Origin of the sequence: Streptococcus sp. S5, assembly GCF_034134805.1 — a bacterium.
Lineage (GTDB): Bacteria > Bacillota > Bacilli > Lactobacillales > Streptococcaceae > Streptococcus > Streptococcus lingualis.
The window spans coordinates 763,921-788,166 of record NZ_CP139419.1 but is presented as its reverse complement, the minus strand read 5'-3'; the positions used below and the strand labels follow the sequence as shown (position 1 = coordinate 788,166).

33 protein-coding genes, 1 tRNA gene and 1 pseudogene are annotated in these 24,246 nt (G+C 39.3%); 5 read left to right on the top strand and 30 right to left on the bottom strand.

Annotated elements, in window-relative coordinates:
• Window position 1 precedes the first annotated feature (1 nt).
• From SM123_RS03685 to SM123_RS03565, 25 genes and pseudogenes are all read right to left on the bottom strand, one after another.
• The gene (locus SM123_RS03685) at window positions 2–154 is read right to left on the bottom strand and encodes a hypothetical protein (RefSeq protein WP_320909857.1); all 153 of its coding nucleotides are present in this window, start codon (window positions 152–154) and stop codon (window positions 2–4) included.
• Window positions 155–305: 151 nt separating this feature from the next.
• The gene (locus SM123_RS03680) at window positions 306–2,033 is read right to left on the bottom strand and encodes a terminase large subunit (protein WP_320909996.1); all 1,728 of its coding nucleotides are present in this window, start codon (window positions 2,031–2,033) and stop codon (window positions 306–308) included.
• Window positions 2,034–2,061: 28 nt separating this feature from the next.
• Window positions 2,062–2,132, bottom strand: a tRNA-Trp gene (locus SM123_RS03675).
• 17 nt (window positions 2,133–2,149) lie between these two features.
• Entirely contained in the window at window positions 2,150–2,617 is a 468-nt protein-coding gene (locus SM123_RS03670) for a phage terminase small subunit P27 family (RefSeq protein ID WP_254729138.1), read from the bottom strand.
• Window positions 2,618–2,814: 197 nt separating this feature from the next.
• The gene (locus SM123_RS03665) at window positions 2,815–3,153 is read right to left on the bottom strand and encodes an HNH endonuclease (RefSeq protein ID WP_320909856.1); all 339 of its coding nucleotides are present in this window, start codon (window positions 3,151–3,153) and stop codon (window positions 2,815–2,817) included.
• 147 nt (window positions 3,154–3,300) lie between these two features.
• Window positions 3,301–3,720 carry a DUF1492 domain-containing protein gene (locus SM123_RS03660; protein WP_320909855.1) on the bottom strand — a complete coding sequence of 140 codons (420 nt, stop codon included), beginning with the start codon at window positions 3,718–3,720 and terminating at the stop codon, window positions 3,301–3,303.
• Complete coding sequence (locus SM123_RS03655) at window positions 3,704–3,952, bottom strand: hypothetical protein (protein ID WP_320909854.1); 249 nt, start codon at window positions 3,950–3,952, stop codon at window positions 3,704–3,706. The genes SM123_RS03660 and SM123_RS03655 overlap by 17 nt, the downstream gene beginning before the upstream one ends.
• Window position 3,953: 1 nt before the next feature.
• Entirely contained in the window at window positions 3,954–4,229 is a 276-nt protein-coding gene (locus tag SM123_RS03650; protein ID WP_320909853.1) for a hypothetical protein, read from the bottom strand.
• 104 nt (window positions 4,230–4,333) lie between these two features.
• Window positions 4,334–4,615, bottom strand: coding sequence for a hypothetical protein (locus SM123_RS03645; protein ID WP_320909852.1), 282 nt, complete (start codon window positions 4,613–4,615; stop codon window positions 4,334–4,336).
• 141 nt (window positions 4,616–4,756) lie between these two features.
• Entirely contained in the window at window positions 4,757–5,137 is a 381-nt protein-coding gene (locus SM123_RS03640; RefSeq protein ID WP_320909851.1) for a hypothetical protein, read from the bottom strand.
• On the bottom strand, window positions 5,134–5,778 hold the full coding sequence (locus SM123_RS03635) for a DUF1642 domain-containing protein (protein ID WP_320909850.1): 645 nt from the start codon (window positions 5,776–5,778) through the stop codon (window positions 5,134–5,136). Before SM123_RS03635 ends, SM123_RS03640 begins: the two co-directional genes overlap by 4 nt.
• Entirely contained in the window at window positions 5,771–6,280 is a 510-nt protein-coding gene (locus SM123_RS03630; protein ID WP_320909849.1) for a MazG-like family protein, read from the bottom strand. Before SM123_RS03630 ends, SM123_RS03635 begins: the two co-directional genes overlap by 8 nt.
• Window positions 6,281–6,926: 646 nt before the next feature.
• Window positions 6,927–7,286, bottom strand: coding sequence for a hypothetical protein (locus tag SM123_RS03625; RefSeq protein WP_320909848.1), 360 nt, complete (start codon window positions 7,284–7,286; stop codon window positions 6,927–6,929).
• A complete protein-coding gene (locus SM123_RS03620) occupies window positions 7,286–8,932 on the bottom strand; it encodes an SIALI-17 repeat-containing surface protein (protein WP_320909847.1) in 1,647 nt (548 codons plus the stop codon). The genes SM123_RS03625 and SM123_RS03620 overlap by 1 nt, the downstream gene beginning before the upstream one ends.
• Window positions 8,925–9,248 carry a VRR-NUC domain-containing protein gene (locus tag SM123_RS03615; protein ID WP_320909846.1) on the bottom strand — a complete coding sequence of 108 codons (324 nt, stop codon included), beginning with the start codon at window positions 9,246–9,248 and terminating at the stop codon, window positions 8,925–8,927. Before SM123_RS03615 ends, SM123_RS03620 begins: the two co-directional genes overlap by 8 nt.
• 259 nt (window positions 9,249–9,507) lie before the next feature.
• On the bottom strand, window positions 9,508–11,055 hold the full coding sequence (locus tag SM123_RS03610) for a DNA primase family protein (RefSeq protein WP_320909845.1): 1,548 nt from the start codon (window positions 11,053–11,055) through the stop codon (window positions 9,508–9,510).
• A complete protein-coding gene (locus SM123_RS03605; RefSeq protein WP_320909844.1) occupies window positions 11,045–11,827 on the bottom strand; it encodes a bifunctional DNA primase/polymerase in 783 nt (260 codons plus the stop codon). The genes SM123_RS03610 and SM123_RS03605 overlap by 11 nt, the downstream gene beginning before the upstream one ends.
• Window positions 11,828–11,831: 4 nt before the next feature.
• Entirely contained in the window at window positions 11,832–12,311 is a 480-nt protein-coding gene (locus tag SM123_RS03600; RefSeq protein WP_320909843.1) for a DUF669 domain-containing protein, read from the bottom strand.
• Between the two features lie 6 nt (window positions 12,312–12,317).
• The gene (locus SM123_RS03595; RefSeq protein WP_320909995.1) at window positions 12,318–13,187 is read right to left on the bottom strand and encodes a DEAD/DEAH box helicase; all 870 of its coding nucleotides are present in this window, start codon (window positions 13,185–13,187) and stop codon (window positions 12,318–12,320) included.
• Window positions 13,188–13,328: 141 nt separating this feature from the next.
• Window positions 13,329–13,613, bottom strand: a pseudogene (locus SM123_RS03590) (DEAD/DEAH box helicase family protein); the annotation flags it as partial.
• Window positions 13,614–13,732: 119 nt separating this feature from the next.
• Window positions 13,733–14,419: an AAA family ATPase gene (locus SM123_RS03585; protein ID WP_320909842.1), complete on the bottom strand. Its 687-nt coding sequence runs from the start codon at window positions 14,417–14,419 to the stop codon at window positions 13,733–13,735.
• Complete coding sequence (locus SM123_RS03580; protein WP_320909841.1) at window positions 14,385–14,702, bottom strand: hypothetical protein; 318 nt, start codon at window positions 14,700–14,702, stop codon at window positions 14,385–14,387. The genes SM123_RS03585 and SM123_RS03580 overlap by 35 nt, the downstream gene beginning before the upstream one ends.
• Before the next feature lie 196 nt (window positions 14,703–14,898).
• Window positions 14,899–15,156, bottom strand: coding sequence for a hypothetical protein (locus SM123_RS03575; RefSeq protein ID WP_320909840.1), 258 nt, complete (start codon window positions 15,154–15,156; stop codon window positions 14,899–14,901).
• Entirely contained in the window at window positions 15,149–15,394 is a 246-nt protein-coding gene (locus SM123_RS03570) for a helix-turn-helix domain-containing protein (RefSeq protein WP_155169989.1), read from the bottom strand. Before SM123_RS03570 ends, SM123_RS03575 begins: the two co-directional genes overlap by 8 nt.
• An 80-nt stretch (window positions 15,395–15,474) precedes the next feature.
• Window positions 15,475–15,699 carry a DUF739 family protein gene (locus tag SM123_RS03565; protein ID WP_320909839.1) on the bottom strand — a complete coding sequence of 75 codons (225 nt, stop codon included), beginning with the start codon at window positions 15,697–15,699 and terminating at the stop codon, window positions 15,475–15,477.
• 163 nt (window positions 15,700–15,862) lie between these two features.
• Here SM123_RS03565 and SM123_RS03560 point away from each other — a divergent pair, with 163 nt between their 5' ends.
• The 4 genes from SM123_RS03560 (at window position 15,863) to SM123_RS03545 (ending at window position 18,162) form a co-directional block, all read left to right on the top strand.
• Window positions 15,863–16,264: a helix-turn-helix domain-containing protein gene (locus SM123_RS03560; RefSeq protein ID WP_320909838.1), complete on the top strand. Its 402-nt coding sequence runs from the start codon at window positions 15,863–15,865 to the stop codon at window positions 16,262–16,264.
• On the top strand, window positions 16,261–16,638 hold the full coding sequence (locus SM123_RS03555; RefSeq protein WP_320909837.1) for an ImmA/IrrE family metallo-endopeptidase: 378 nt from the start codon (window positions 16,261–16,263) through the stop codon (window positions 16,636–16,638). The genes SM123_RS03560 and SM123_RS03555 overlap by 4 nt, the downstream gene beginning before the upstream one ends.
• A 6-nt stretch (window positions 16,639–16,644) precedes the next feature.
• Window positions 16,645–16,950, top strand: coding sequence for a hypothetical protein (locus SM123_RS03550; protein WP_320909836.1), 306 nt, complete (start codon window positions 16,645–16,647; stop codon window positions 16,948–16,950).
• 87 nt (window positions 16,951–17,037) lie between these two features.
• Window positions 17,038–18,162 (top strand): site-specific integrase, encoded by a 1,125-nt coding sequence (locus SM123_RS03545; protein ID WP_320909835.1) that lies wholly within the window; start codon window positions 17,038–17,040, stop codon window positions 18,160–18,162.
• A 116-nt stretch (window positions 18,163–18,278) separates the two neighbouring features.
• Here the strand turns inward: SM123_RS03545 and SM123_RS03540 are convergent, their stop codons facing one another.
• The 5 genes from SM123_RS03540 to yycF all read right to left on the bottom strand — a co-directional run bounded on the left by SM123_RS03540 (window position 18,279) and on the right by yycF (window position 22,540).
• Window positions 18,279–18,665: a YbaN family protein gene (locus tag SM123_RS03540; protein ID WP_320909834.1), complete on the bottom strand. Its 387-nt coding sequence runs from the start codon at window positions 18,663–18,665 to the stop codon at window positions 18,279–18,281.
• 33 nt (window positions 18,666–18,698) lie between these two features.
• Window positions 18,699–19,250 (bottom strand): putative periplasmic lipoprotein, encoded by a 552-nt coding sequence (locus SM123_RS03535; RefSeq protein ID WP_320909833.1) that lies wholly within the window; start codon window positions 19,248–19,250, stop codon window positions 18,699–18,701.
• Window positions 19,251–19,676: 426 nt separating this feature from the next.
• Complete coding sequence (locus SM123_RS03530) at window positions 19,677–20,486, bottom strand: MBL fold metallo-hydrolase (protein ID WP_049475139.1); 810 nt, start codon at window positions 20,484–20,486, stop codon at window positions 19,677–19,679.
• 7 nt (window positions 20,487–20,493) lie between these two features.
• Complete coding sequence (gene vicK, locus SM123_RS03525; RefSeq protein WP_118227948.1) at window positions 20,494–21,846, bottom strand: cell wall metabolism sensor histidine kinase VicK; 1,353 nt, start codon at window positions 21,844–21,846, stop codon at window positions 20,494–20,496.
• Window positions 21,839–22,540, bottom strand: coding sequence for a response regulator YycF (yycF, locus tag SM123_RS03520; protein WP_003008151.1), 702 nt, complete (start codon window positions 22,538–22,540; stop codon window positions 21,839–21,841). The genes vicK and yycF overlap by 8 nt, the downstream gene beginning before the upstream one ends.
• 501 nt (window positions 22,541–23,041) lie before the next feature.
• On the opposite strand from yycF, the gene SM123_RS03515 reads away from it, so the two are divergent.
• Window positions 23,042–24,091 (top strand): DUF389 domain-containing protein, encoded by a 1,050-nt coding sequence (locus SM123_RS03515; RefSeq protein ID WP_320909832.1) that lies wholly within the window; start codon window positions 23,042–23,044, stop codon window positions 24,089–24,091.
• Window positions 24,092–24,246: the final 155 nt, after the last annotated feature.

Genomic DNA, 24,246 nt, shown 5'->3' with positions numbered 1-24,246 from the left:
ATCAATGTTTCTTATGTTTGCGTTCGAGTCGTTTGATTTCGTTACCTAAAAATTCAATGACATCTACTGTGTCTTGAGTGAATTTAAAAAAGTCATTCTCTAAATACTCAATACGCTCCAGCAACTCGTATTTCTTCTTGATTCGTTTCTTCATTGCGCACCTCCCCGATCAATGTAAATGGCTAAAATAATTAGGATCAATCCAGTCGAGATAAATCCAACCACTGGATTAATCAAGAAAAGACCGTAAATTAAAAATCCTATGCCAATCAGCAATAGGATTGTGTGTATATATTTCAGTAAGATCAAAACAGGCTACCTCCTCCCAAAATCTTTTCATTCGTCCAGTAACCAGACCCGTCAAATGGTTCAAGGTAGCATACTGCATAAGCGTCTAATAGGGCATCTAGTGGGTCAATTTTATTGCTATTCTTGTCCTTATCAATACGCATACCGTTATTATCAACCTTGACACGCGCATTATTAATAGCCATAGTAAGTAGTTGATTTCCAGCGTGCTTGATTGTGCCTTTCAAAACCTCATCTCGTAGTTGTCTGGTGGGCATATTCAAGACCATTGTGTTTTGTCTAACTTCGATTAGTGGCCATTCTGGATGTCGCTTCTCAATCATTGCGATTAATGAGCTAAACTGGTATGGGTCAAAGCATATCGCTTGTAATTCCCATTCATTCATATAGATCATCTCTTCCAACTTCTCAAGGACACGCTCATCATCAATCACGCCACTCTCAAGTGTGGTTATTTCACACTCTCCCATACGTTCTAAATTCGTATAAGAGACACCATCGCGTTTCTCTTTAGCAACTAGTCCATATTTAGTAGCTACAAAGGAGAAACTATCGCAAAACCAATAGTCGTCCATCTGGACCATCGTGGATATAGCGAATAAGTCGTTAACCTTACCAACATCGACACCAATCCAAACCCTACGCTTACGTGTGTTTGGTTTTTCATCGAGTTTAGCCTGTTGCCAACTCGATTTATCCATATATGAGCTTTCAGATGATTGTCGCCACATATTGAAGTTTTTAACCAGCACTTCATTCACTGTACCAGTCTCAAGTGATACTTTCCTACGCTTTCTTAGGTAGCTCATCATCTTATCATAGAGCGCTTCAACTTCTAAGATAGGGTTTGATTTTATCCAGTTGGCTTCATCTTTGATTTCATCTTCATTATCTTGCTCTGCGACAAATACAAAGTAACCATCATCGGTTATTTCTTCATTTAAAATCCGTTCGATGTATGGATACTCAACTGCGTGCATTGGTACGTTCAAATCAAATCCAGCGGTTGAGATAATTAGAATTAATGGATTATCCAACTGCCCTTGACCAGATTCAAGCAATTCAATCATTTCATTTGTTTTCGATGCTGCAAACTCATCTAAAATGCCTACATACGGCTCAAATCCATCTACTGCCCCTGTTTCACGGCTTAATGCACGTACATAACTTTCATCATTCAAGTTTCTGAGTTCGTCACGCACTATTTTAGTAGCCTTTCTGATATCGTCATTTTGACTTCTTAGCGCATCTAACTGTTTACGAACCATGTCATACGCGATACGTGCCTGTGCTCGTGTGTTAGCTGTACAAAATAACTGTCGTGACATCGCTGGATTACGACCAAATAAAAACTCGTATAAAGCAATACCAGCCACAAGAATCGTCTTACCATTCTTACGGGCCAGTGATATCAAAGCCTTTCTGAATCGTCTGATAGTCTTATCTGTTTTTCTGCGCCAACCGTATAAACTAGCAATGATAAACTTCTGAAATTCTGCTAGTGGATAAGGCTTACCAGTTTTGACATCTGGGAGGATTTCAATGAAATCAATCGGGTTCTGCGCCATGTCTGGAAAGTAGTCGTAGTCGCTATTAGGGATGTTCTCTAAATCTCTCATGTGTCGCTTGCAAGCCTTATAGACTTTCGCACTCACTCTACGCTTTCCGTCAAGCACTTCTTTAGCGTACTTATAAGCTACATCTTGATATTTCTTATCTACGATTGTTTCAATCCTCCTTTCTGACAAAATACAGACCGTGTAGGAATCGAACCCACGACTACAAGGTTGGAGCTTGTCATGTTACCTCTACACCAACGGCCTAAAATAAAAAGGAGGTGTTATCCTCCGAATTTATCAAATATACTGGTTTTCTTTTCTTCCACTTGTGGAACATACAACTTCATCCGACTGTCCACGGTCAAACCAAGTTGTGATGCTGCCCGTGTTAAGTTAGTAGTCGCACGTTCCAGACTGTATAGCATCTTATTCGGTAAGACTTTACCACTGCTTGTCTCGTACACATATCCCTCTTTCTGCAATCCACGGGATATTTCCTTGTAGACTGCGTACCATGTACAATAGGTCTCTAAAATCGCTCGATCCAGATTTCTGAGGGGTAGCTTTCGTAAGTCATTAATCACACGCTTGTATTCAGCTTTTGCAATCGCATCGAAGTGTTTTGGTGGTGTGATCTGCAATGCTTCCAAACCATCAGAAGCCTTATCTTCGATCTTTTTGCGTGCGATTTTTTCTTCTTTGGTTAAATGGCTTTTAGTAGTCGCCACTAGCTTCATTTTTCGTCCCAAATTGACACCTCCTTTACTGAAACGACTTTTTAAAAACGGAATTTTTCGTACAAAAGAGGCCGCGTCCTTTGAATAACGAACCATATAGCCCCGTTCATAAAATTGCGGGGGTAAATTCCGAACATTAACCCCATTTCTCTTTATCTTCGTTCACCCAAGACCCGCAGTCGGGTTCGGTTGGTTGACACGAATGACAATCACAATAGATTGTTCCGATAGAGAATTGCTCTCTTATCATTACATCTTTTGCAACTTGCTTTTAGATTACTTCTATCTAATCTTCGATTCCAATCAGCTTTCAATGGAATCACATGATCTGACATTGTTGCTTCGTCTCCACAATATTCACAAACATAATCATTCTCAAGCAGAACCAATCGAGATAATGCTTTCCATTCTTTTGAATTATAAAATGCTTTGGCTTCTCGATCGTACTTCCATCGCATACGATTGTATTCAGCGTATTCGTCTTGCCTTGAACCATAGTCAGATAAGACTCGCTTACCTCTTGACATCGTTAACTTCTGTGGTCTCATATTATCACCTTTTAAAATAGCAAAAGAGATCCACAAAGCTATTGCAGATCATTGGTACTAAATAAGGAGACAAAACAATTAGGCTTGCGAACGTTTCTGCTGCCTTACGAATCTCTTTCTGTATACTATATTATCAGGTCGTGTGTATCATTTGTTAAATGTTGGTTCATCTTTAATAACTAAATGTTCGATTGCTTTCGCTCTTGCTCTTTGGATTGTCGCATGAGAATAATTTAATTCTCTCTTGGTTTCTTGCCATGAGTAGCCATTAACGTACATCAATCTCAACACGATATTTTCCAACGGGTCATCTAAATCCTCGATGGCATTAATCAAGCGCGTGCGTTCTTCCATGAGCTGATGAATCTCAGCACGGATCTTTTCCACCCCGTCTATTATTTTAATGTTTAAATCTTCCGTTGCATTTCCTTGCTTACTGCCTTTCGGTTCGTCTGAATATACCTGCCCTTTTAAAATAGCTGACTTGAGGTTTTCGATCTCCTGCCGTTTGGATTTGATTTTGATATCAATATACTTTAATGCAGATAGTCTACTTGCTATGTTCACCACTTACCTCCGTTTTGATTTCCGAGAATTTAATTTCAGTCATCTCAAAATCATTCATGAATTTATCATAGCTGGTAACGTACTTCTGACCACTCTTGATAACTTTATAAATAATCATCGTACTGTAATCAAAGTCATATCTTGCGTTAAGAATAACACGTACAAGAGTTTCATCGCTTTTCTTCTTCCATATAGTATGTGGTATTGGTATCTCCATATTAAACCTTACCATGTTAACCTCCCACTCCATTTCTATCAGCCACCTCTTTCAATTCCTCTGCCCTTTGTCGTTCTCGCATTTGGTACTCGCTGTTTAATTTATTTAAAATAACATCCTGCGCATTATTCTGTTCTGCCAGTCGCTGGATAGATAGCTCATGTTCTTGTACTGTCCATTCCAGATCACTCACACGTTTGGTAAGACTTCCAATCCGTGCGTTTAAGTTAATACACACGATCAAAAATACCAGCGATACTGATGCGAGGATTGTATAAAATAGTTTAGTCATGCTTCCCCTTCCTGTTTTTAAAAGCAATCACACTAGCCCAGATCAAGCCAGAGAGCCAGACTGCTGCGAATAATAAATAGATAAAGTTTTGTAAGTTCATCTCGCTACCAAAGTACACCTTTCAATTTATTAAATTCTTCTTTTGAAATATCCTGTCTAATAGTTATTTCAAAAGTTTTAAAGCCAAACCCACTATTCGACAATTTACTTGCGTTAATATTTCCAGAGTTAATGACACTAGAATCTGGAATGTAATCTTCAACAACATTCCCCAGTGCAACAAATGTCTTGCCACCATCTGCACTAAATTTCAAACCTATCGGATGGCTGTTATATAATTTATGATATTTCCTAATCAATCGTTTTCTCGCTTTATTTAATGACATGTCTTGTCTCCTTTGTAATTCTATTTCTTTCTGCTCTCAATTTTAAACTAGTGTTAATGCCGAAATATACCAGTGTTATTTCTTCTTCCCACTGACTCTTAGTGTATGGGTATCTGTTTGGTCGTGTCATTCTGTTATCTCCTAAACTTCTAAATATAGGATTTCCATGTCGAATCCACTATTAATAAACTTGTGTGTCAATTCTTTGTTAATCCCATTTCCTAGACAATGATAAACTACGTCTACATTGATGTCCGCACCTAAATATTTTTCCAAACGCATACGATTGTCTACATAAAAGGCAATATTCCTTTTTTGTTGCTGATATGGCCTGGCTTTAGCTATATCCCTAGTGCACCACATCAACACCTTTGAGATAATATCTTTCTTGGTAAAACAGTCTTTTAAAGAAAAATAGGTGTTAGTTTTTGGGATAAGAATTAGTTCCAGTTGTCTATTTATAAATGAATCAGGAAATAAGCTCATAAGTTTTTCCAGTTCTTCATATACCTCATTGTTCATTCTTCCACCTTCTCAACTTCAATACCTTCACAATCAAACACCCAGCCAAAACCACTTTTTTCAATCTCTTCTTTTGTGTGTTTTCTGTTTTGTGTGTAAATGTTGTTATAAAAACGGTAGCTGTTAGCGGCTGTTTTCACAAGGTAATCATCTGTGTTTTTTAATTTAACTGTGTACCGCTTTTCTTGTTCGACCTCGTAGCCATTAATCCACGCTAGAGCGAATGTTTCTTGATTATCTGGATCATCCACCCAGCTATTAACTTTTCCCGGTGTGTATAAAAGAGATTTAAGTAAGCTCTTCCCTTTTGTTTTACAATCCTCAATCCAATCTGCCACAAACTGCGGTACTGTGACTTTCTCATGTTCCATAGTACTGTCAAACTTACCTTGCTCATACCCAGCTCTATATTTTAGTGATCCATAATCGCTACCCAACTCTTTTAAAATTTTATTGAGCCAAACTTCTTGAATCCCAACATCTAGGCTCTTAATTCGTGCGATGATGTCTTTTAATTTAATCGGTTGCGGTTCGTCTAGTTGTTCAAGCAGTTCAAAAACATCACTAATCGCTATATAATATCTGCTACCATAACCTCCATCGATTATCTTTAGTTTTTCAATTAATTCTTGTTTATTCATTCGGCAAATCCTCTTCTTTCACAAAACTTCCATCAATCCATTTACCTTTGCGGTCTTTGATTTCGTTATATGCCACCTCAAAGCAATCCGCAAAGTCGTAGTTAAGTGCCTTACTAATAGATTTAAGATAAGCTACCGCACGTACTAGATTGTGTTTGCACATTTCTTTGCTCGCTAAATCCTGCGACAACTGGAACTCTGAAATATTAGCGTTCAACAATTTAAAACATTCCATTGCTTCTCTTGGTCTAACACCATCTGCGATCTTGAAGATACTGTGTACATCCTCTTTGATTAACAATGCCAGCCCTACAATCACGACTGCACAATCACCAATACTGTCCTTGGTCAGCTTCTCATTTTGTTTGAGATACCCTGCGCATAGCTCGCCAAACTCCTCGCTTAATTTAAGAGCCTGCTTGTCCAATCGCCCACCATTCTCAAGGTCACGATCCACAAACCATTTCTTAGTTAACGTTACTAATTCGTGTTCTAATTCCATAAACTTTTTATTAATCCTTTCTTTAATTGCCCGTGATCGTCCAATCACTGCTGTTTTGCCGATGTTTTTTTTGTATGAGCAAGTCACTGCTTGTATCTTGTAGTCGCTGTCGATCCAGTCTGATTGACCGTTTAATTAAATCAATTTCCATAATAATCTCTATCTACTTTACTAAAATAGGGGAGTTGCTCTGCTCCCCTTCTTAGAAAAACTAGATAAGAGGGCCTTTCTAAATTTATAGTGAGCAATGGCCAGTAGATGGGGTTGCACCACCCAAGGAGTCTACAACTGGCCAGCTATCGGGACGGGTCGATAGCAGTGAAATAAAGAATGTATCATAAGGAGTCCTATTCCCGTCCTAATCCTATAGAGGGAATCGAACCCTCTGAGGTTTCCAAGCCTCATGCCAATATAGGATGTTAGTCGTAAGCGTATATCAGACTTACTTGTATGTAAATTCTTAAAGAAAGGACTCTCCTTTATTATTTATAGGTTGATATACATTTTTGAATCGTGTGTTAAGGCATAAAACCAGTAGTTTTATCACGATTCGTTTTGAAGCGCCCCACTCGCTTCGGCATCAGTGTCTTATTTTATTGTTTGTGAGGTTATGACTGACAGACCTGTTACAATCTGCCAGCCTTAATCAAGCGCCCAGCGCCCACGCACGTTCTAAATGCAGTTGCGAGGATAGCTTACGTTCTTTTCTTCGCCCCTGCTTGCGATATTTAAACGTGAATTCGTCCAGTGCCAAGTCCATTTTGATTGTCATTTTGTCTGGATAATTGTCACCGTAATATTGCATACATTTGAGTAGGAAATGATTATCCATATAATCCTCAAATCGTTTTAATTGCGTAGGCGGTGGCATCGTGCCATCTCTACGTGAGCGGTTGATATATCCACTCACACGTTTATCGCCAAGGATGGTAAAAAAATTACTAACACCACCGTATTCGCTCATGAGGTTGTCATATTCCTCAAAGAATTGATCTATCAGCGACATTATTCACCCTCATGCTTTAATGCAATCCGTGCCATACCACCGAGGATAAACATACCAGCGAATGAAAGAACCAGTCCACTCTCCGAACCTGTATTAGGGAGCGTGTGAGCGTTTGTTTTAGTCGGTTGATAAATAACATTCACTTGCTCTTTCTGAGGCTCTACGGTCGTTTTAGACGGCTTAGAATTGATTTCAACGGGAATGCTAGGTTTATCTATCGTAACTGTAGGTGTGTTTGGTTTTGGTAAGTCGATGATAAGTTCTGGTTTTTCCAATACTGGAGCTGGTGGCATCATTGGGATATCTTCAATATTGATCTCTGGTTTATCCAAAACAGGAGCGTCAAACGGTACTGTACCACCATTCCATTCTGGCTTGTCATATTGTGGTGCGTCCCACGGAGTTGTTCCGCCTTTCCACTCTGGAATATCCACAATAGGTGCAGGAGGCATTAGAGGGATATCTTTCAAATCGATAGATGGTTTCTCGTATTTCGGAGCGTCATTTGGAATTTCCCAAATTGGTTTATTCTCACCGCTGGCATCACCACGACCTCCGACCAACTGTACATAACTATATGAAACAGCACCATCAGACTCGGCCTTTAACTCAATCTTGTTAGTTGGATTAACTGAATCCTTGACTGCATTAACAAGTTTAGTCTTGTAGTTAACATAAATCATATGCTCTAGGCGATCCATTTTAATTGTGAATCCATGGTCTGATTTGGCGATTGATTTAACCAAGTCCATAGCTGATCCTTTATCAATCCACGGATCTACACTTTCAATATTCTTGATCTCAAAGTAGTCATCAACAAGTTTTTGGTTTTCACTCATTTCGTCAATGATAGTTACATAGTTCAAGACTTTTCGTGCGTAGTTCAAGCGTACAGTCCAGTTAATGACTGTAGGATCATTCTTATCTTGTGATCCCCATTTGGAAATGAGTTCATCTTTACCAATAACTTGTTCTGCACCAATTTGAGCAGTAACAAATGTACCGTTGAAATTAGCCGTGACTGGTTTTCCAGATTCCACTTTGTCAGTCCAAGTCGCATCCATCTTAAGTGACATCTGCTTATTAAGTGGATGATCTTTAAAGTAGTTATTGAATACAGTAGTAACTGTGTTAGTTGCCGTGTCAGTAGTAGCTTTACCAACTACTTGCTTCTCAGGATTGTATACATCAAAGTCAAAGTTTGTTTGAAACTTAACTTCTTCTGGAAGCGTGAACGTTACTTTGTCCCCTTCGTTGATTGTGAGATCGTCTGGAAATTCAATGTTTTTATATTCCACGCTAAAGGGTTGATACTTCCCTGTTCCATTTGACTGGTCCACCACGACCTCTGGATTCGTTACTTGAATGTCACTTCCATTTTTTGTAAATTGTGTAGCATTTCCCGATTGGTTACTATTGTCGCTTTCACTTCCTGTTTTTTCATTTGTAGTTTCAGTAGTTGGCTGTTCAACAACTGCTGTTGTATTATTTTGTTCTGTTCCTGGTGTTCCAACCACCGAAGGTGTGACTCCGCTTGTTTCAGTTCCTGTTCCAGTTGTTCCTTGTACTTCATCTGCTTTTACTCCTTGTGCTGTTCCGACCGCTGCGATTGTTGCGACTGTTGCTAAAATGATTTTTTTATTCATGGTTTGTCTCCTTTATGATTGCCAGCGCATCTTCTACACTACGTGCAATTCCTGCAAGTGCGCCACGCGCTTTTACTGTTTTAATAAATTGTTTTTGTTCTGGTCTCACTCGACCGTTTGCATTTTTTACTTCGATGTAAAATATTTTTCCATCGGGTCTAAATCCGTATAAATCTGGATGGCCCTTCGGTAGTCCCGTATCAAACCATCTGCCATCTGCGGTTTTAACTTTCCCGACATTCGCCCGAAATACTGTATAGCCATTTTCTGTTAAGGCCACCCGTATTTCATTTTGTATAGTATGTTCAGTTTTCACAATGTCCTCCAAAATTTACCGTTTCTGTTTTTTAAAAGGTAAACTCTGTTAGCCTTACAGCCCCAAGGGTTCGATATCACTTTTTTTATATAATTTACCGTTAACCTTACCGTTTCTCTTTATATATATTTTTATTATTTATTTATTTATTATTTTAATAGTAATAGAAAGGTTAAAAGGTAAATAAGGTAATGTAAACCCTTGGTATATAAGGCTTAGAAGTGTTTACCGTTTGCGATTTTAAACGGTAAACAAACGGTTAACGGTTAATTTTTTCATAACCTGTTGTAATGATTTTATTTTCATCATCGCCCCATGAAAAAACAATATAGTAAGGTGGAACATCCACGGACGGGACAAATTTACCTAAAGGCTGAAATTTTTTCTTTACCCATTCGGGAGGGATATTTTTTGCTAACTGATTTTCAAACTTCCGTTTAGTTAGTTTAGTAACTCCCTCATCCTTGCACCATTCCTGATACAACCACCACAAATACCTTGACGGGAGGCGGGTGGATTCGAACTTGTCGAACCATTCCATGACAAACGCTTTGACTGTGTCGTTCGATTCCTTGAAATCTTCGAGGGCTTCGAGCGATGCTTTCGGTTCGATAAACCGATCGAATGAAATTTCTAAGGCTTTTTTTAAAACGTACTCTAAGACTTCCTCACGGTAGATGTAATCATCTTTGATCGCCCAGTTGTCATCTTCACTAGAAAATGATTTCTTAAATGGGATGATTGCGAACCGTCTGTATGTACCATTCGTTTTGTTTTTAAACCGTGGTAATTCGTTTGTAGATTGGATAACAGTTTTCTTAAACACCGTTGTGTAAGGCTGTTTATTTTTTTCTTCTACTAAGACTGGTTCACCAGTTACCACGCTGTTAAAGTTTGAGGATTCGTCCACATAGATACCAGCTTGGACATCATCACCAATCACTACCGTTTTCCCCTCAATCATGGAAAGTGAGAAACGTTCTGCGAATTGATTGATTTTTAAACTAGCCACGTTTTTCATTCCGACTACGTTAGTGATTAACTGCTGGACTGTACCCTTACCATCGTTCCCCTCACCGACAAACCAAATTGATTTTCGGTATGAGTAGTTACCATTAAGACTAGCTGAGATAACTTGCCAGATGAGATGTACCAGTTCTTCATCACCACTCATTAAATCAAGTAACCAATCATCTACGTTCCAACCGTCAATGGTTGGAGACTTAGCAAAGTGATTGTATTCAGTAGCAATGGTTGAGAATGCTACGAATTCATGTGTAAATCCTGTAAGAATTTTCCTTTTTTTGTCGTAGATACCGTTTTTTACTAAGATAAAACGTTTAGGGTCTTTGTATTCCCCTGTGGAGAAGTTACATGAGAAGTGTTCGTGTTGGTTCACTCGTGGGGTAGCTGAGAGCATAAAGAGTACATTCTTTGCGCGTGCCTCGCTGAAATTCGGCTCTAACAATCGAATGATCTTATATGCATAGCTGGGGTCTTTGTGGTAATATCCATGATCTGGATCATAGACCGCTACACGATCATTCGAGAGATTGACGATGTAAAGAATTTCTTCCATTCCTTGCGCCACTGCCAATTCAGTAAGGCGCGTGGGGGGATTCTTCTTTGGGGTTACCGTGTTCGTCACGGGATCATAATCATTCTTATGTTCTTCCAGCCAACGTTCACGATAATCCCGACACGCTAACCGAATTTCTCGCCAGTCGTTTGGCTTTTCGATGATTTCGATGAGATGCCGTTGTTGTTGCATTTCGCGGTACTGTTGTTTTAATAATTCAAGATCCATCCATATCCTTTCTAAGCATACTTTCAAACGTGCGGTCTAATTCACTCTGTGGTAGACTTTCTGGTGTGTAGTGATTCGCTAGTTTTGCAAGCATATATATCGCGTCTACTTCTACTCCTCTAAGAAGCAGACCACCGATAAAACTTGCAAGAGCATTATTTCTACCACCTTTATCACCCAGCCCGTATACGACCTGTTCAAAAAGTTTTGCTGTTTTGCTCGAATACTCATCTTTCTGATAATCCGTGGTAAAATTCACCTTGGATTTTTTCTTCTCAGTTTTTAGAATTTCTAAAATCTCTGGTGGACATTCAGCGATAGGATGCTTATTCTTCCACTTATACTGACCTTTAGAATTATTGCTAGGCGGTACTAAGATGTAATTGTTTTTATTAGCTTTAATGTCTATACCAGCTTTAATCCGTATATCTTGACTTATTTCAACCCCTTGCGGTTTCTTTAAGTAGATATGTTCACCACCGCTTGGGGTTGTAACTCTCAAGGTGTCTGGTATGTATTGTGATAATTCCCAGTCGTTTAATGATTGGTAGCCGTTTTCGGTTTTATTGATATCTATATCAATCACGAAAAAATCTACTGTTCTAAGCGCTATATTCGCTTCTGGTTCTTCGTGCCAAAACCGTTTGATATCGTCAGCGGTAAAGGTGCTATCTTTAAATTTAGTGATAGCACGTTTACTACGCTTGTCGATTGGAATGACAGAAAAACCATTTGCTTGATAATTCAGCGCATAATCTACCATTCCTACCATAGTCTTAGAATGGCAAATCTAAATCTTCGATCTGTTGATTCGTAGATGGTTTGATCTCGCCTGCGAATGCTGGCAACTCTGATTGTTCCATCTTCGTTACGTTCAAATTCTCGTAAGTCTGACCGTTGTACTCAGATGTAACGTTTTTTACGGTTACTTTCAAAGACTTACCACGGATCAGTTCTAGGAATTGGTCGATAGAGTTGATCTCTACCCCCTCTTGGATTTTAACCGCTTTGGCATAACGTTGAAGTGCCCATGTTGGATACTGAAGTGTTTCTTTGTTAATCCAAATCTTGTCAAAAATTAAGTTATTTCGGAATTTTTGCTGAAAATCATCACGAATTTTAAGGCGGATGTCCAGAAAATCTGTACCGTTCTTGCTTGCGTTCTGCTCCGCCTGTGAGACGAATACCTCATACGTTCCATCTGTGATAGATGCGAATTGTTCTGCTGCTTCATAGTTTACTGAGAATAGTGACATAGTAAGTTACCTCCAAATATTTAACCTTTTCTGTTGAAACCACAACCAACCGTTGGCATATCCTTTTAAATTTCGGAACGCTTTTAATTCGGCTAGGTTCTGACATTTTGTATATTGCTTTCCATATTTTTTAACACGACAATATACCATCGCTTCATCTTTTCTGACCTCGATTTCTTCACCATTTACGTTGATGAATACCATCTCTTGGTCTATCTTTGTAAGCTCAATCTCTGAGCGTTTATCGTCTAAGTTTATGACGATTTTTGGTTGAATGATAACCGCCCCACAATATGGACAACAATTATCTTTCATCTGCTCTCTCCAAAATGTTGCAAAACATTGTTCACACGTTTTGGGAGATTTTTCGGCTGGTTTTTTCGTTTTCGAAAGTCCAGTTAGTGTCCAGTCTCGATCATCATTTGGTAATCCGTGTCTTAAATGGTTACCTACGTGGTCGATAAGGATTGCACGTTTCCCCTCTCTGGGGTTAAGTGGTCGCATAGCGAATTGCAAGTATAACGATAATGATGCCGTTGGTCGTAGCATGATACAGACATCTACATTCGGTAAGTCAATTCCCTCAGTAAAGAGGTTAACGTTTACCATGATGGTTATTTCACCGTCTCTAAAGGCTTGCATATATTCTTCACGCGCCTTTTTGTCTGTTTGACCAGTCACGACTACTGCACGATAACCGTTATTATTAAATCGTTCTGCGACTTTATCAGCGTATACTACGCTATGGACATATACGATAGCTTGCTTACCGTCTGCTAATCGTTTGTAGTGGTCAATAAAATCACCATACTCACCTTTAAAATCAAGTGCATCGTCTATCGAACTATTGGTAAATTCTCCAGATCGTTTTCTCAATTTCTTGAGGTCTAACAGATTGATAGAATAGTAATCAAATTCGGATATGTTCCCGTGTTTCTGTAGCCATCGTATGGATTTACCGATGACTAGATCATCTGCTAAATCATCAAACCCAGCCCCGTCTAGTCTGATTGGTGTTCCCGTAAAGAATAACTGAGTAGCGTTTTTAAAGTATTTCAATATCGTCTGATACTGCTTGGCTTTAATGTGGTGAGCCTCATCGACTAATACCACATCGAATTTTGGGAGGGTGTCCAGTTTTCGGACTAGACTGCCAACCGTACCGATGGTTACATAGTCAAGATTGACTTCACCACGTTTAAATGTTTCTTCGACCTGCTCATTTATTTCTTTCCGATGGCTAAAGAATAGTACGTGTTTTTGTTTATCAGTAGCATTTTTCGCGATGTGCGACATGACTACTGTTTTGCCAGATCGTGGTTACGGGGGTGATTGAACCATGATTTTTTTGTTACCGTTCATCATAGATTTTTTAATGTCCATGATTAACTCTTTCTGATAATCACGTAATTCAAACACCACTAATCATCACCCCCTTTAAATAACTCTTCGACCTTACAGCCTTTACGGTTGTCTAAGCGATTTTTAGCATAAACGCTTGCAGATGGTTGTAGGATAAACCCTCGTACTTCTTCACCATCGTCCGTGGTTTTCTTCACCAGACGGGCGACCACATCAGTCAGTCCAAGGAAGTTATTTAAAATTTTAGGGCGAATGTCTGGCATAGCACGGTTGTAGATCATACCGTTTTCGTCCGTCCATTGGTCGCTTGCCTCCCACGCTGTAAATACAATGCGTTTATTAAGTTGTAACAAGGCTCGTAAACTATCTAAGATCGTAAAATCTACCCGTTGGTAATCTGCTTGCGATGGTACACGATGGTTTTTACCGTCACGACCTAAGTTGGCAAGACACGCACGGAATAACTCAGAAACGTTATCAACCACGATTGTGTCGTATGGTTCACCAGCTCCGTTTAACAATTCTTTAACGACTGTTAACCATTCATCCCAGATCTTGTGTGTATCAACATCTGCGATGTCAATGTTTTCGCATCCTGCTAAGACCTTAGCAGACTTGTCGATATTAATGACTAACGTTTTACCATCAATGTATTTAATCGCACTGGTCTTACCAAATCCTGGGTTTCCGTAGATTAAGTAGCACGCATCATCATTCGTGATTTTCGTCGCCTGTGTGATCTTCATTTATCTTTCCTCCATCCATATACTCGCTCAGAATAGCGCTCGTATCGCACATCATTCGTACTTGTTCCTTTCGCTCTTCAAATAATCTATCGACTAAATCCTTTGGGATCGTGTGCCGATAGCGTTTCAAAACTTCATTAACTGCCAGAGCAATTTCTTCTTCTAACATATTCGTAAATGTGCCAGTATTAATCATCAATGAATCTGCTGTACTGTTTCCGAATTTATCATGATAATCCGGAGCGCATACTAGCTCGTATTTTGAGTTAACATAAAATCTCATTGTTACACCTCGTCATCATCGCCTAACCAGCGTTTGAATGATCCCGATCTTAACCATAAGTCTGGGTCGTGGTAGTCGATTTCAATTTCTTCGTTTTCGTCCATTTAATAGCACCCGTAGAACATTCGTATGTTCGATGTCCCTTTTCTCGTAGATTTTTAATAGAGTTTCAAGTTCTTTAATTCTTCTTGCTTTCTTAAAGAACATCTGCTGTACCCCAATCATTATCAGAGTGAGAGTGCTTGCGTGCGTAAGCTAGATCAGCTTGAAATGCTTGATAGCCCTCTTCAAACTTCTCTTGCAAATCTTCCTCGTACTGTTGCATGATCGCTTCCTGTTTGGCCAGTCTTGCTTTCTTCCGTTGCGCACGTTTAAAGTCCCAAACCGCTCCGATAAATCCAGCCGTGAAAAATGTTCCTGCGATTGTTATTCCTGCGATAATGTCGTTATACATGTTGTATTTCCTTTTCTAGTTCCAAAATCTCGTGTACATCGTTTAGATCGTACATAATGTATTTTCCTTGCTTGCGAAATTTCAAGCCTTTGCGTTTCAAGCGTTTTAAGTATTCGTTGCTAAAACCAAACATCTCTTGCAATTCTGCTTGACTGATTGGTAACAGTTCTTTCTTAGCCTGTTCTTTCGCTTCGAGGTAAATTTCTCTGATCTGTTCTTTGATTAGTTCTTCAATCATTGCCCACCTCTTCTTTCTGTGGTATAATCAAAGTGGTTAATTTTGTGAAGCGTTCCATTCTGTGGGGCGCTTTTTTATGTTCATAAAGCATGAACTTTATATTTAAAAAAATAAGAGGGGATATCTTCTGGATTCACTCCAAGAATCTCAACCGCCTTTGAAATCTCACTATCTTTCCAAGATGTTCGATTATTCAATTTCAGCGAGATACTGCGTTCTGACATTCCCATAGCCTCAGCAAAGTTGGCTTGTGTTCCAAACTTCTCTGTGATTTTACCTAAAAGCATTGAATAGTCATTGCTCATTTTATCACTCCTTTCTTGTTCACGTCACGTGAACTTTGATCATGGTTAAAGTATATCATGCGTCATGAACTTTGTCAACACTTTTTTTCATTTTTTTTGAACTTTTTTATTTTTTATTTTCAAAATTTGTGTTATACTATAGTAGAAATAAGGAGTAAAGATCATGAGAAAATTTGAAACTGCGGACAGAATCCGAGAATTAATGCAAGAGAAACAATGGAAACAAGTAGATATAATTAATAATTCGAAGCCTTTCCAAGAAAAATTAGGTGTTAAACTTGGAAAAAGTGCGTTGTCTCAATACGTGAATGGTGTACAAGCGCCAGACCAAAAGAAATTAGCTTTGCTTGCTTTGACTTTTAATGTATCAGAAGCATGGTTAATGGGTTATGATGTCCCAAGGGAGCGTGATACTTCTACTTCTACCACCACCACTGGCTATACCGAAACCGACCTCCGCAAAATGGCAGAAAACGCAAAAACATTTGACGGTAAACCACTAAACGAAAACGATATACAAGCAATACAGAACATTATAGAAATATATTTAAAAGGCAGACTATGAGTATAGAAGAAATTTGCGACCTGCATGGTGTCCGTATTGCCTATTTCGATCCCGATCTATGGAATAGGCACGGCATCTATGTGGACGAAATAAAGATAGTATTTGTGAACAAATCACTATCTAGTGAAGCCCAGAAGAGGGTTATACTGCACGAATTAGGCCACCTCGACCATTCGAAGGGAGAATACACCATCAACCCGATTAAATGCGAAAACGAGGCCAATAGAGCCATGATACATGAATTATTGAAGGAGGAATTGAACCACGTAGACAAGGAAAATTTCAACTATTTAAATTTTATGGAACGGCACAAATTAAAAACGACCACGGACGAACTCATGGTCATTGATGAATTTTATAGATTGGTAGGTTAGATTATTATGGATTTAGAACAAGCAAGATTAAAATTAAAATGTGAACACTGTAAGAATGACATTATCTTAACATTCCACACTCAGCGATGCCCAAAATGTGGGTTTAGATTTAATCCAGATGAAGTGAAACAGATTTTTTATGATTATGAAAGTCATGTTGAAAATAGCAAGGCCACGCAAGTAGGCAATGCTCTTGATGGCTGTGGTACTGCTCTGCAAGGCTGTGGACAATCTCTTAGCAGTCTAGGTTGTTTAATCATGATTATCTTGCTACTAATACCACTACTGCATTTTATTTTTAGTTTAATGTAAATAAAAAAACCGCCCCGAAAAACGGGACGGTAGATAGGAAAGATATTGAAATCTATATAGATTATATCATATCAATGGTAGATTGTCATGATCAAAAAATATTTAACAAAGGACGGAGAAACACGCTATATGCTCCAAGCGTATCTGGGTGTTGATCCATTTACAGGAAAGCAAAGGCGCACGACCCGTAGAGGGTTTAAAACTCAGAAAGAGGCTAAGAAAGCAGAACGAGAGCTACTGCTCTCTGTGGAAGAGAATGGATTTACAGATCACTCCAGCAAACCAACATTTAAAGAAGTAGCTGATATGTGGCTGGAGAGTTATGAAACGACTGTGAAGCCTACGACATACCAGAATACAAAGAATTATCTCAATGCCATCATAGAGCATCATTTTAAGGATATCCGAATAGAGAGCGTGTCCGTGGCCAAGATGCAGAAAATTGTCATTGAGCTAAGTAAGAAATACGTGACTTACTTAAATTATCTATCTATCATCAATCGGGTATTTAAGTATGCTGTACATCTGGATATTGTCCAGACCAATCCAGTCGATAGGATCATACGACCAAAGCAACAGAAACCACGAAAAGAAAAAATCGCACTCACTAAAGAGGAATTAAACAAATTTCTCACGCTGGCAAAGAAAGATGCCAGACCTGTCCTATACACTGCATGGCACACACTGGCTTATACTGGATTAAGGCGAGGGGAATTGCTAGGCCTGGAATGGTCTGATATTGATTTTAAAAACAAGACGATATCAGTTAGTAAGACACTTGTTACAATTAATGGGAAGCTATCCACTCAGTCGCCAAAAACCAAACGAAGCGCACGCACGATCTCGCTAGATGATAGTACGGTACAGATTTTGAAAGATTGGAAATTAGAGCAGAAGAAACTATTCTTTAAATATGGTGTTAAGTCAAAAAATATCGTCATCACCAATACCAAGGGTGGCTACTTCGACTTTGCACATTTTCGGGATGAACTGCGATACTTTCTTGGCAAGCACAAACTAAAACAATTTAGCGTGCATAGTCTGAGACACACGCACGCAAGTTTGTTATTCGAAGCTGGCATAGAACCTAAAACGATATCAGATAGATTAGGTCACTCGAATATCCAAACGACACTCGATATGTACACACACTTAAATGACAAACAGCGGTCAGATGTTGCAGATCGCTTATTAAAATTTCTTGAAGCGTAGTCAAAAACGTAGTCAACATACTAAAACCCTTGATACACAAGGGTTTTTACTTTTATACCAAAAAAGAAGCACGAACGCACTTCTTTTCCTAGTTCTAGGGCCTGAATTCTCCAATTTTAATCAGGATTTTCTTCTGTTGGATTTTCAGGCTTATTAGGGATCACTTTTAAGAGATAATAGGTGATAAAAATCGTCAAAGCCCCTAGAGCAAGCTTCACCCAAATAATCGGTGCCAGAAAGAGCGAAATCCCCATCAGAATGTAGATCTGAAGAAGGATCCATTTCTTCCGTTCTTTGGCAATCGATTTGGTCTCTCGGTAATCCGCTACATAGGTTTGATAAAGCTTGGTTTGGTAGAGCCACTCTTCAAAGCGTTTGGAACTTTTAGCAAAGCAGGCCATCGATAGCAATAAAAAGGGAGTCGTCGGTAAAATCGGTAAAGGAATCCCAATAATTCCTAATCCCAAAGACACAAAACCAATCGTAAGATAAACAAGGCGCATTTACTTCTCCTTTGTATGATTCATTTTTTGCTATCACTCTACAGCGTTCACATCTGACATTTGAAGCTTCATCTTAGGTGGGTCTGACATTCCATCGACAATCTTCATTTGCTCCTCGTTCAATGGTAATAATATCATAGTTGCTGTATGAGAGGGTAATTCACCACTATCTTTGATGAAATAGCTAACCTTTTGATTCTCAAAAATAGTCTTGCTATCATAAGACCACGTAATTGAAAAATTTAAATCTTTCTTGATATCTACATCTGTCTTATTGACCAGCATGAGTGCAGCTCTTCCTTCAGAAATAGCTCCCGTGAAGTAGAGCGCCATATTACCTTCACTTCCGAGTTCAGGATGTTCCTTGACCAATTTTTTTCCTAGCTCGATGAGATCAGACGTTTTACCTTCATACTGAGGTGCTACTACAAATTTCAAACCTTTTTCTTCTTTATCTTTAGAAGACTCTGATACTTTTGTTTCCTTCGTCGTTTGATTGGAAGTCGACTCTTTCGTAGCTTGCTTAGACTGACTACAAGCAGTTAAAGCAACCAAACTAGCCAGTAATAACATCATTTTTTTCATTTATTATCTCTCCTCTACTCTCGTGACTCTCACTCAGAATTCATTCTTTCCTATCATACACGAATTTTGGGTAAAGAGCAAATTCATTACTAACTATCTAGATTTTCAACAGCAATCAAAAAACCACCCACGGGTGGTTCTATAATGTAGACAAACTATTTTAAAGTAAAATAAATTAAGCGATTCTGATGAGAAATAATAATGAGTTCCAATTTTTAGATTGAATCAAGATAAAACCGAAACTTTCCGCCGTGAGTAAAGTGCCTGAAACAATAACGTTTCAGGTACTCGGAATTATTGAGACCTTAGGCTCAATAATTAGTCATGGAACTTCGTAGAAGTTCGCTGACGTCCGTACTCACCTAAGAAAAGTTTTCAAGTTGAATTTGTCTTCAATTTAAAACCACCCGCGGGTGGTTTTCTATCTTATATCTTCGTCAAAGGGGTCGCGGTGTCTGGTGAGGTATCCAGCACCTCAAAATCATGACCGACTGCTAGATCTGCTCTGGCCAGTTGGTTCTCCATGGTCATATGGGCTAATTCTTTGATATTGTTCTCTTTTGACAAATGCCCCAGATAAATCTTCTTGGTACGATTTCCCAAGGTCCGGATCATGGCATCTGCCCCATCTTCATTAGAAAGGTGACCCAGATCAGACAAGATCCGTTGCTTCAAACGCCAAGCATACGAACCTGCTCGAAGAATTTCTACATCATGGTTGGACTCAATTAGATAGCCATCCGCATCCGCGACGATTCCTGCTAAGCGATCACTCACATAGCCCGTATCCGTCAGCATGACAAAGCTCTTCCCATCCTTCATCAAGCGATAGAATTGAGGGGCTGCAGCATCGTGACTGACCCCAAAACTTTCGATATCGATATCGCCAAATGTTTTGGTCTTCCCCATTTCAAAGATATGCTTTTGAGCATCATCGACCTTTCCTAGATACTTGGTACCTTCCATAGCCTTCCAAGTGGCTTCATTAGCATATAGATCCATCCCATATTTCCGCGCTAAAACACCCACACCATGGATATGGTCTGAGTGTTCGTGCGTAATCAGAATGGCATCTAAATCTTCTGGTTTGCGATCAATTTCAGCCAATAGTCCCGTAATCTTTTTCCCTGAGAGCCCTGCATCAATAAGCAGTTTTTTCTTTGGTGTCTCAAGGTAGAAAGAATTTCCACTAGAACCTGAAGCTAAAATACTGTACTTAAATCCCTCTTCTGTCATTGACTCCTTATTCTTCCTCTTCTGTATCCCAGTCGTCTTTAATCGCATCTTTGTCGTACGGCAAGACAATGGTAAAGGTAGATCCCTTGCCATATTCACTCTTGGCCCAAATAAAGCCTTTGTGTTGCTTAACGATCTCCTTAGCAATGGCTAAGCCCAGACCAGTCCCACCTTGGGCCCGGCTACGTGCCTTATCCACTCGGTAAAAGCGATCAAAAATGCGCGGCAAGTCTTTCTTGGGAATCCCCAAGCCCTCATCTGAGATGGAGATAATCAACTGGGCGTCTGTCGTTTTCATCCCTACCTTGATCTTTCCACCATCAGGTGAGTACTTGATGGCATTGTTCAATATATTGTCGATCACCTGGGTCATTTTATCCGTATCAATTTCCACCCAGATCGGAGTGATCGGGTATTCCCGGATCAGTTCATACTTCTTGGTATCTTCTTGCGATTGACTCTTGATCTTATCAAAGCGGTTCAAAATAAAGGTGATAAAGGCCGTAAAGTTGGTCAACTCGATCTCCAACTGACTAGTTTCATTGTCGATTCGAGAAAGACTCAAAAGATCTGTGACCATGCGCATCATGCGGTTGGTTTCATTGAGTGAAACCTTGACAAAATCTGGTGCTACTGGCTCTGACAAAGCGCCATCGTCTAGGGCTTCCAGATAGGATTTCACACTGGTCAAGGGAGTCCGCAATTCATGGCTCACATTGGAGACAAAGAGGCGACGTTCCCGCTCTTCCTTGTCCTGCTCTGTCGTATCGTGCAAGACAGCTACCAGACCAGAGATAAAACCTGACTCGCGACGAATCAAGGCAAAGCGCACACGAAGACTTATGTATTCCCCATTTTCATCCTGGGAATCGATGGTCAACTCTGGTACTTCTGTAATCAAGCTTCGCAGATCATAGTCATCTCCAAGCGAAAGCAAATCCAGAATACTGGTATTAAGCACCTCATCTGGATTAACATTCAATTGCTTGGCTGCCATTTCATTGACCATGATGATCTGACCACGTCTGTTGGTCGCAAGCACCCCGTCTGTCATGTAAGAAAGGATACTGGTCAAACGCTTGGTTTCTTGTTCCAAGTTTTCATGCGTCAGGCGAATAACCTCCGACAGATCATTAATGCTATTGGTCATATCTGTCAGTTCTGGACTCCCTTGCATGTCGACCACTTCAGAATAGTCCCCTGCAATCAGATCCTTAATTTTGGCGTTTAATTGTCTGAGCTTAATATTGTCCCTACGGTTTTCTAACAAAAGCAAGGCTACCACAATGATAAACCCAACCGTAATTAGAACAAAGACAAAGTTCGACGACATTACAAATTGTTTTAGTTGATCAATCATTGTTTCTCATATAATATCCAACACCACGGCGGGTCAAGATATATTCTGGACGTCCCGGTGTGTCCTCGATTTTTTCACGCAAACGACGAACCGTCACGTCTACTGTCCGAACATCACCAAAGTAATCATAGCCCCACACCGTCTCAAGAAGGTGCTCACGAGTCATCACTTGACCGACATGGGTCGCAAGGTGATAGAGCAATTCAAATTCGCGATGGGTCAAGTCCAATTCTTTGTTGCCTTTTTGAACCAAGAAGGCATCTGGAAGAATGTGAAGATCACCAATGACAATTTCCGTATCGGCCTCATTTTCAAGCTGAGGATCAGCCGCAAACTCAGAACGACGCAACAAGGCTTTCACACGCGCTTGCAATTCCCGATTCGAGAAGGGTTTGGTTACATAGTCATCCGCCCCGATTTCAAGCCCGATGACCTTATCAAATTCCGTATCCTTAGCAGATAGGACAATGATCGGCACATTGCTGGTCTTACGAATCGTCCGCGCTACTTCCAAGCCATCAATCTCTGGCAACATCAAATCTAGAATAATAATATCCGGATTTTCAGCCGCAAAGACCTCTAAAGCTTCCCGACCATCAAAGGCTGTCAATACCTCATAGCCTTCTTTTGCCATGTTAAATTTGATAATATCTGAAATTGGTTTTTCATCATCAACTACTAATATTTTTTTCATCTTACATACCTGTTTCTAATGCTACTTTTCCTTATCAATCTCTATCTTCTTATTATATCAAACTTATGCAGAAATGTGGAGCCTCAATTGCTGGACTTTCTAATAAGACAAAGCAAAAAGACTGAGATCATGAAATCTCAATCTTTTCTTTGTTCATTATTTCTCAACACGTGATTTGTTGGCGATATCTGCTAGGATTGCTGCTACAAACTCATACTGTTTAAACATTAAAACGGTATCTACTTTCAGAGGAGATATCGTTTTTCTTCTTCAGATAAGGAGACAAAAATTTCTTCCTTTCTCTATCTTTTAAATGAATTGATTTCTTCAGAGAAAGAATGTAAAATTTTTGATATAATATGCAGGATGGACTGATGGATATTTAAAAGATAATGTTCAAAAGAATCACAGGTAAGAATTAAAAACATGTCAGTTTGGACAGAAGTCTCTCTACCATCATCCATGCAGAAACAAGATTATATGAAATAAAAGGAGTAACCAATGTCCGGAAACTATTCAACACGTGAATTCCGCGAGAAACTATATGATGACCTTCATGTTCGATTAAGAGATACAGTGATTTTGATGTGTTCGATTTTTATTGCCTCTATAGGTCTAAATATGAATTCAACAGCTGTCATTATTGGAGCCATGCTGATTTCCCCTCTTATGACACCGATTATTGGACTGGGGTTTGGTTTAGCTATTTTTGATACGCGTTTAATCAAGCAATCTCTAGGGGTTTTATTTACTCAAGTATTGGTCAGTTTGCTTGTCTCGACTCTATATTTCTGGATTTCTCCCTTATCTTATGCAAGTAGCGAATTGATTGCACGAACCTCTCCAACCATTTGGGATGTTCTCATTGCTATTGCGGGTGGGATAGCAGGTGTCATTGGTTCAAGAAAAAAAGAAGCAAACAATATCGTGCCAGGAGTAGCTATTGCAACAGCTCTGATGCCACCTATCTGCACTGCAGGCTATGGTTTAGCTAATGGAAATGTACGATTTTTATTTGGGGCTCTCTATCTTTTCTTGATCAACTGTGTCTTTATCATGCTAATCAATATTGTTGGAACAAGAATTATGATGAGACAATCTCCCTTAAGTTCATTTAAAGAGCTAAACATGAAAATGAGAATTGGGTTGATCTCCTTGATTGTATTATTGGTTCTTCCAGCCAGCTATTCAGCAGTCACTCTGACGATGGATCAAGCACGAAAAGAAGGGATCAAACAGTTTGTAGGAAAAGAGTTTGCCAATCATACGATCATTAATCAAGTCTACAAGTCAAGTAGCAATGAATTGGTCTTGACAGTTGTTGGAGATCCGATTTCAGAAGAAGAATTAGAAACCATTCGCCAAAAACAAGACTCTTACGGTATTGAATCTGTTCAATTGAAAGTCAATCAAGTCCATAATTCGACAAAATTAGATAGTGAGACGACCAAGGAATTTTACGAAAACATTGACAAGTATATCGATCAAAAACTCTCTGAAAAAGATTCACAAAACGATCTCGTAAAAGAAAATGAAGCAGACAAGGATTGAGGATAGTCAACTTATCTAACTCATGGAAGCAAATCTTGGGAGGATATCCTATATCCAAAAGTTCATGGATAGAAAGGATTGTTGATGAGGATACTATTTGTGGCGATTTGACCGATCACTACTAGCTCAGGTTAAACAAAATAGAAAAAGCAACA